Below are 8244 nucleotides of genomic sequence, written 5' to 3' on the forward strand. Positions count from 1 at the left end.
GGGGCGGGTACGGGGGTGCGAGCCGGATCGGGCAACCAGGCCCGGCCTTCGAGCAGCACCATGAGCAGCAGGACCGGGACCAGCGCGGCGGCCGAGCAGAGGGCGATCTGGGTGGCCGAGTCGTGGAACATCTCGATCAGCGCCACCTCGAGCACCGCCCCGGCCCAGGGCACCGCGATGGTCCACGAGCGCCGGGCCAGCGCGGCATTGGTCAGCACGGTCACCAGCGAGGTCAGCGCGGCCACGCCGGCCAGCGTGCGGACCAGTCCGGTGGCGTCCGCGTAGCCGTGGCCGTACAGGATGCCAAGCACGAAAGATGGCACCGCGACGATGAGCAAGCCGCCCAGTAGAGCGGGACCAGCGACGGCGCCCGCGCCCGCGATCAGCACGCGCGCGCGTCCGGGGCGCGTCCAGTTGGCCAGCAGGCGTGGGAAGACGGCCGACATGATGCCCGCGGGCAGCGCCAGCACGGTCTTGGCGATGGTGGCGGCGGCGACGTAGGACCCGGAGGAACCGTCGCGCAGGTGGTGACGCGCGAGCAGCAAGTCGACGGTGGAGAACAGGAACAGGCCGGTGACCGCGAGGCCGGCATGCCCGACCGCGCGCAGTCGCAGGGACGACCCACTGGCGGTGCCGCCGGCCCGGCGTAGCGTGCGGATCGCGATGACCAGGGAGGCCAATTCGCCGAGCACGGTGGCGGCCAGCGCGCCGGATACACCGAGCGGCAGAACGAGGGCCAATCCGAGGCCGAGGCGGATGGCCGTACCGGTGAAATAGGTGTTGGCGACGGTGCCGACCTGACGATCGCCCAGGAGCAATCCGCGCGCGGCGGCAGTCACAGCAGCGATGACGAGGTACGGCCCCAGCTGCGCCGCCTCAGCCAGCGACCCGAGGTGGAAGTAGTCACGCAGCAGCGGCGTGCAGGTCAGCACCACGAGGCCGGGCACCAACGACCACACCGCCACTGAGCGCAGCGTGCGGCGGGCCGCGCCCCAGCTCGCACCCTGCGAGGCGACCAGCGCCGACGCAGCGGTCTGCAACGCCCCCAGCGGCACGCCGAGCATCACCATGGCGGCCAGCACCGCGCCGAGCGCGCCGTACGCGTCCGGGTCGAGCAGCCGCCCGACCACCGAGTGGAACGCGAGGTTACCGGCGCTCTGCACCGCAACGGCCACCGCGATGGGCGCGGCTCCGGTGGCGAGCAGGCCTGCCAGGCGGCCGGTTCTCAGGGTCACGCCGGTGTAATCGGCCGCGGATTCAAGAACTGTTCAATTCCGCCGCAAGGTTCTCTCACCACCGGTGACCTGGGCGGAAATCACCTGCATGCTCGGTGACATGACTGAGACCACCGCCGTTCGCCGGCCCGTACGGATCGTCCTCGTTCTGGTCCTGCTCGGGGCCGCAGCGGTGGTCTTCGCGATGCTGCGCAGCCCGGTGGCCGCCCCGGCCCCGGTGTCGTCGGCCACGACCGGGCTCACCACCACCTGGCACGACGGCAGCAACCGGCTCGAAGTCACCGCTATCGGGTTCCGTAAGCGCGCGGTCACCAAGGTGCGCATCGGCAGCGACGCGTGGCGGGAGATCCGCGCGGACGACAACGGCACCGTGCACCTGCTGCTCGACATGGGTCCGGCGGCGGGCCGGGCCGGGACGTCGGTGCTGGTCAGCGGGCAGGCTTCGGGGGCGGGCTCGCGTACCCTGATGGGCGGCCTGGCCCCGGCGGCCAGCGCGCATGGCCCCCGCGACGCCCTGCCCTGGATGCTCGCCGGGTTCCTGATCCTGATGGCCCTGGTCACCGCGTTCGGCCACCGCCCGCGCCGGGGCGTGCACCGCCGCACCCGCCAGGCGGACGCGCCGCAGGAGTACACCCGCCGCGTTGCCGGCGAGGCCTGGGGTGTAGCGGCCTGACGCACAGGGGATGCCGCCCGCCGGATTCCGCCGCGCCGAGCCCCGCCCGAGCGTAATAATCAGGAGGAAATGACCGATTACCGGCGAACCTCCGAGCGTTCCAGCGCCGTCGCGGCCGATCGTGCCGAAGTGCTGGAGGTGCTGACCGGTGCGCTGGACAAGACCGGCGAGCGCTGGGCGTGGCAGGGCGAGGCCTTCGCGCCGCAGCGCTGGGCCGATGACGACGGACCCAAGGACCTGGATTTCTGGTACGCCGGACGCGACAACCCGCTGACCGCGCTCACCAGCCGCTTCGCCTGCGCCCGGATCGCCCAGGCCCACGACCCTCGCCGGCTGCGCCACATCAGCCTGGCCGTCGCCACGTCGACCGGGCTCGCGGTCATCGACCTGACGTACGGCGACCTGTACGTCGGCCCGGTCCGGCTGGTCCCCGCGTCCGAGGTCACCGTGGACCCGCTCACACACCGGCTCACCGGCGCCGCAGCCACCGCCGACCTGCTCATCCGCCCGGTGCTGCGCGGGCGCATTTCGGCCCCGGCCCGCCTCGAGGAAGCCCGGTTCGCGTGGGCCGCTGCCGACCCCGAGCACCGCGAGGCCCTCGCCCGCCGGCTCACCCGCCAGCTCGGTGCCCGCGTCACCGCTGACCTGCTCGCCGCGGCCCGCGGGGCAACACCCGACCCGGGGTTGCCCGCCCGCGCCCGGGTACGCCTGGCCTGGCGCAGCCTCGCCCCCGATGTGGTGGCGGCCACCTGGGCCCAGCGCCGCTCGGTGCTGCCCGCAGCCGGGGCGGCCGGCCCGCTGGGGTTGCGTACGCGCGGGGTCGTGGTGGCGCTGGTGGGCACTGATGGCTCGGGCAAGTCCACGGTCGCCAGCGGATTGTCCGGGCAGCTACGCTCGGCGGGCTTCAGCACCGGGTCGGCCTACTTCGGCATGGCCCGTGGGAATCTGCCCGGGGTCGCGCTGGCCCGGCGGCTGCTGGGAGTCGGCTCGACGGCACCCTCGACCGCGCCGCCGACCGGTCCGGGCTCGGGGCCCGACCACGCCGGGCTGCGCAGGGTAGCGGCGTGGTTCTACGCCGGCGAGTACCTCTGGCGCTACCTGCACACGGTCGCCCCTGCTCTTGCCCGTCGCCGCGTGGTCATCGCCGACCGCTGGGTCTACGACCTGCGCGAATCACCCTGGCCCGGCTCACCCGCGGCCCGGATCGCCGAGAAACTGGTCCCGGCGCCGGACGTGCTCGTGCTCCCGGACGCCCCCATCCAGCTCATCCACCGCCGCAAGCCCGAGCGCAGCCTCGCCGGCCAGCAGGCTCAGCAGCGGCGCTACCGGCAGTTGCTCGGCGAACGACCGGCCCGGCACGCCGAGATCACCGTCGACACCTCGGGGGAGTCCGGCAGCTCGCTGGCCGCCCTGGTCGCGGCGGTGATCCAAGCGGCCCACGCGCCCCGCCGCCGCCACCGCCCCCGGTGACCGCGCCGGCCCCGGCGATCACACCCGCCCGGGCGACGAGGCACGCCCGGCATCGACGGTTACCCGGGATCGACGTCGCGGCGGCCCGGCTGACCGCGGAGTCGGCGCTGCTCGGCCTGCTCGCCGGGATCGCGGTGGTAGCGCCGTGGACCCGCGACGGCTACCTCCTGCTGCTCGACTGGGTGGCCGGCCCCCATCAGGCGCTCACCCCCGGCCTCTACGGGTTGGACCCGGCCGCCCTGGACGCCCTGCCGTACCGCCTGGCCACCCATATCCTGCGCAGCATCGTCGGCTCCGGGGTCACCGCGTGGCTGCTCATCCTCGCGTTCTTCCCGATCGCCGCCGGAGGGGTGTCGGCGCTCGCCGGTGGCGGCCGATGGCGGCGGCACGCTGCGGCGCTGTTCGCGTGCTGCAACCCATTCGTCGTCGAGCGTCTGCAGGCCGGGCACGTCGCTTTTCTGCTCTCCGTCGCGCTGCTGGGCTGGCTGCTCGCCTCGGCGCTGCGCGGACGGCGCCGGCAACGGTGGTTCGCCGCGCGTCCGGCCGGGTGGTACGCGCTGGCCATGGCGGTCGGGCCGCACGCCGCGTGGCTGGGCGGGGTGGGGCTGCTGGCGTTCGCGGTGCTGCCCCGGCCGCGCTCGCGCGACATCATCCGGACACTCGTGGTCATCGCGTGTGCCGGGTGCATCTATGCGTACGCCGTGGTGGTGGTGTCCAGCGCGATCCTGACGGTCAAGGTCGGGCCCGGCGACCTCGAGGTGTACGCCACGCACGCCGGTCCGCACGGGCTCGCCGCGACACTGCTGTCGCTGCGCGGGTTCTGGCGGGGTGGCGCTGACAGCAGCCCGCAGCTGGTGCTCGGGTTCATTCCCGGGGTGGCGATGGTGCTGGCTGCGACGGCGGGGCTGGTGCGGTTGTGCCGGCGGGATCGGGCTGCGGGCGTACCGCTGACTGCTTTGGCTCTGGTGGGTTTGCTGTTCGGCGCCGGGATCGAGGGACCACTGGCCGGGGCCTACCGGGCTGCCTTCGACTATCTGCCGCTTTTCGAGGCCATGCGCGAGCAGCAGAAATGGGTCGCGCTGACGATGATCGCGTACGCCGTGGGCATCGGTGTCACCGCCGAAGCCCTCGCCGATCTGTGTCGTCCCGCGCGCCCGGCGATCACCCAGCTGATCAGCGCGGCGGCGTTGCTGGCCCTGGCCACCGCCTATGTGGGCTCGGGGCCCTCGCTGGTCTGGGGGCTCGGCGGCAGCGTCAAGGTGAGCCACTACCCGAGCGCCTGGTACGACGCCGACCGCATCATGGGCGCGGGCACGGAATCGGTGCTGTTCCTGCCGTGGCACGAGTACCAGCCGCTCGACTTCACCGGTGGCCGCACGGTGGCCACCCCGGCCGGGGCGTTCTTCCGGCGTCCGGTGCTGAGCAGCGACGCTGTCGAGTTGGGGTCGGTGCGCACGAACTCGTCGTCGCAGCGGATGGCGTACCTGCAGCGGTTGATCGTCGACGGTGGCCAGGGCGCTTTCGGCCGGCTGATCGCTCCGTTGGGCATCCGGTACGTGGCGCTGGCTCGTGATCGGGAGGCCGGGGCGTACGCGTGGCTGGATCGGCAGCGGGATTTGCGGGCTGTGCTCCGTACCGAAAAACTTGTTCTGTACGAAGTTGAAGAGGCCGGCACGGGACGGGTGGTGTCGGCGCGCACCGGCACCTACGAGTCGGCCGTTGCGGTGGCTGCCCGAAGCGAACTCGGAACCGAGGCGGTGCTCGCGGCGGGATCGGCAAGTGGCCCGGTGCCCGCTGCCGCATCGGGGCGGATCAAGCGGACCAGTTCGACGAGCTGGCGGATCGAAGCCGGGGCGGCTGGCTGGGTGGTCATCCCCGAGGAGTGGTCGCCCGGGTGGTCGGCCGGCGGGCTGGAAGTCAGACCAACCGTGGCCGGGACCGTGGCCGTGAAAGCCGGCTCTGACGCCGTGACCGTGCGCTATACGCCCTGGAAGTGGCTGCGGCTGGGCATCGCCGCGTCGATCGTGTCGCTGGTGGTGCTGCTGGTTGCCGGGCTGCTGGAACATCGCCGGGAGCTGTCGCAGTGGCGGATCAGGCGGCGAGCGCGTCGTCCCACTCGACGGCGGTCAGCGGGGCCGGGCGGGTCTGCGCCAGCTCGGCCATCAGCCGGGTCACGGCGGGCCGGTACTGCGAGGTCAGGTGCAGCCGGGCGAAGATGACCAGGGTGTCGCGGACCGTACGCAGGATCGCCTTCGAGGTCACCGTCGAGCCGGCCACCCGCTCCTCGAGCCGCACCGGCGCGCCCACGAAGTCACGCACACCCGCCGCCTTGGCCGCCACGAAGAACTCCAGGTCGAAAGCGAAGCGACGCTCGCGCATGCGGGGCAGCAGCAGCGCCAGCACGTCGCGGCGCAGCACCTTGCAGCCGGTCTGCGTGTCGCGCATGCCCAGCACGAACAGCATCGTCACCAGCGTCGAGTAGAACATCGACACGAACTTGCGGAACTTCGAGGAACCGCTGGCCGACGCCTCGTGCCGCTTGTCCGCGTACACGCCGGCGTGCCCACCGCGCTGCGCCGTGCGCAGGTATTCCACCAGGTGCTCCGGGTCGATGTCACCGTCGGAGTCAACGAACCCGATCCACGACCCGCGCGCCGCCGCGAAGCCCAGGTGCAGCGCCGCGCCCTTACCCTGGTTCACCGGGCTGACAACAACCTTCACGCCGGGCAGACCCTCAAGCGTGGCCTCCGAGCCGTCCGTCGAACCATCCGAAACAGCGATGATTTCGTACGCCACCAGCTCGGCCTGCAGGCAAGCGATGAGCCGCTCAACCGTCGGCCGCAGCGCCGCCCCCGGGTTGAAGAACGGAACAACAACCGTCAGCTCAACCGAGGCGTCGGCGGCGGCCCACAAGCGCGAGGCGTCGAACAGGTGCGCCGGGCGGGCCGCGGTGGCGGGGGCGATGAGCTGCGTGACGGTCATGCCGGTGAGATCGGCGCGCTACCTCAATTGAATCTCAGGCCGCCTTCAAGCTCGGGTATAGGTTGCCAACAGGTTGTCCACAGCCCTTCGGCAAGTTTCAGCGGGGCCGTTGGCCGGGCTCTTTGCTGGTCTTTCAAGGGCTGTTCTGCTGGGCTTTCGGGGGGCTGGTCCGCCGTGGCACCATTAAGAGGTGAAATGTCCTCGTTCCCGGCTGCTGGCGGCCGGCGCTGTTACCGGCGCCCTGCTCGCCTCCGCGCCCGGCATTGCCCTGGCCGACGGGCCGGGCTACGGAGGAACAGCGGACGCGCTCACCGTGCAGTGGGACGCCGAGTCAGGAACCGCCGACGGGCTAGCTGTTTACGCAGTCGGGTTCCGCGGCGGCTCCCCGGTGCAGCTGAGAGTGGGCTCGGGCGAGGACCGCACAATCGCCGCAGACCAATCCGGCGCCTTGCGCGTCCTGGTCCTCGGTAGCGCCGCCCCGACTCCCATCACCGACGAGGAGACTGCGGTACTCAGGAATTCGGACGCCTTCTCCGCAGGAACGAGCGTGCTCGCCCTGGGTCAGACGCCGGCCGGGGACGTGCGGCGGCTGGTTGGCTCGGTGCCACCTGCAGCGGCGGGTCACGGGGTGCAGGATGTGGCGCCGTGGGGGATTGCTGTTGCTGCAGTGGCGGGTGCGGTGGTTTGGCTTCGTCGGCGGGGGGAGCTTTTCGACAAGCCGGGGAAGCGTCGCTGGGCGGCCCAGCACCGCGGATGAGCGCCGAGGCAGAACGAGCTGCGTTAGTCGCGCTCACCCAGGCATCGCCAGTGGGGGAGCGGTATCGCACGGCGGCTCTTATTGCCGAGGCGGGCAGTGCGCTCGACGTCCTGAACGGCGTTGTACCTGAGGCGCACCGCGGGTTCGCCAGTGCTGGGTTGAGCCGGGTGAGTTCAGATGCGCTGCAAGAGGCGGCTGGGCTGATCGACCGGATGACACGACGTGGTTGGGAGCTCCGCACCGTCCTGGACGCGACTTACCCGTCCAACCTCTGCATGATTTACGACTGTCCGCCGTTCATCTGGAGCCGAGGCAGGTTGAACCCGCGCGACTTGCGGGCCATCGCGGTTGTGTGTGGGGGGGTTCAGGTTCTCCCCATACGCTGCACCAGATTGAGGCGCTGGCCGCGACAGGCGTGACGGTCGTTTCCGGTGTGACGGGTGTTGGCGCGATTACCGTTGTGGACCACGATGTGCCCCCGCCGGAGCGTGGCGCGGTTGTCCGGACGGAATCACGTGACGTGGTCATCAGCGGCATGGCAATGGGCACTGTCATCGTCGAGGGTTCCTCGGCGACCAGCGCCCGCATTGCTCTTCGGCACGGCAGGCACGTATTCCTGCCAAAGTCTCTGGTGGATACCCAGGAATGGGCGCGTGGGTACGCTGAGCGTCCCGGCGTCGTTGTTGTGCGAAGCCCCGATGAGATCCTCAGCGTGCTGGACCGGCTTGACCCCGGCGCTGCCGTTCTGATCACGGCTCGAAGCGATAACCAACTCCGCGCAACGTCCGGATGTGCCGCGGCGTAGAGGCCGACTCGCCCAGTTTCTTGCGCAAGTTGCCCACGTGGACGTCGATGATGTGGTCGTCGCCGTACCAGTTGTCGCCCCAGACGTCTTCGAGGAGTTGGCCTCGGGTGAACGTTCGGCGGGGGGCTGAGGACAGCAGGTCGAGGATGCCGAACTCGATTTTCGTCAATTCGAGCACGGTTCCGGCCAGGGTGACTTCGCGGACGTCCGGGTCGATGCGCAGGTCGCCGTATTCGCGTACCGCGGCGTTCTGCGGCGCGGTACGCGAATACGGCGACCTGCGCATCGACCCGGACGTCCGCGAAGTCACCCTGGCCGGAAC

At 71.4% G+C, this 8244-nt stretch carries 6 protein-coding genes and 1 pseudogene; 4 read left to right on the top strand and 3 right to left on the bottom strand.

The window, feature by feature from the left end:
* Positions 1-1235: polysaccharide biosynthesis protein (locus tag TFC3_RS03585; RefSeq protein WP_067495550.1), on the bottom strand; the 1235-nt coding region annotated here is incomplete at its 3' end.
* A 100-nt stretch (positions 1236-1335) separates the two neighbouring features.
* On the opposite strand from TFC3_RS03585, the gene TFC3_RS03590 reads away from it, so the two are divergent.
* From TFC3_RS03590 to TFC3_RS36720, 3 genes are all read left to right on the top strand, one after another.
* On the top strand, positions 1336-1908 hold the full coding sequence (locus TFC3_RS03590) for a hypothetical protein (RefSeq protein WP_153040089.1): 573 nt from the start codon (positions 1336-1338) through the stop codon (positions 1906-1908).
* Positions 1909-1977: 69 nt separating this feature from the next.
* Positions 1978-3378, top strand: a complete 1401-nt coding sequence (locus tag TFC3_RS03595; RefSeq protein ID WP_067495555.1) for a thymidylate kinase — start codon at positions 1978-1980, stop codon at positions 3376-3378.
* Positions 3375-5597: a hypothetical protein gene (locus tag TFC3_RS36720; protein WP_236717971.1), complete on the top strand. Its 2223-nt coding sequence runs from the start codon at positions 3375-3377 to the stop codon at positions 5595-5597. The genes TFC3_RS03595 and TFC3_RS36720 overlap by 4 nt, the downstream gene beginning before the upstream one ends.
* Before the next feature lie 106 nt (positions 5598-5703).
* On the opposite strand, the pseudogene TFC3_RS39020 reads toward TFC3_RS36720, so the two are convergent.
* Positions 5704-6360: pseudogene (locus tag TFC3_RS39020) on the bottom strand (glycosyltransferase family 2 protein); the annotation flags it as partial.
* Between the two features lie 190 nt (positions 6361-6550).
* Here TFC3_RS39020 and TFC3_RS03615 point away from each other — a divergent pair.
* Positions 6551-7117 carry a hypothetical protein gene (locus tag TFC3_RS03615; RefSeq protein ID WP_153040090.1) on the top strand — a complete coding sequence of 189 codons (567 nt, stop codon included), beginning with the start codon at positions 6551-6553 and terminating at the stop codon, positions 7115-7117.
* A 749-nt stretch (positions 7118-7866) separates the two neighbouring features.
* Here TFC3_RS03615 and TFC3_RS03625 read toward each other — a convergent pair.
* Positions 7867-8244 (bottom strand): response regulator transcription factor (locus TFC3_RS03625; RefSeq protein WP_236717972.1); only part of this gene is annotated, 378 nt, incomplete at its 5' end.

Origin of the sequence: Actinoplanes sp. TFC3 (assembly GCF_001553785.1) — a bacterium.
Classification (GTDB): Bacteria; Actinomycetota; Actinomycetes; order Mycobacteriales; family Micromonosporaceae; genus Actinoplanes.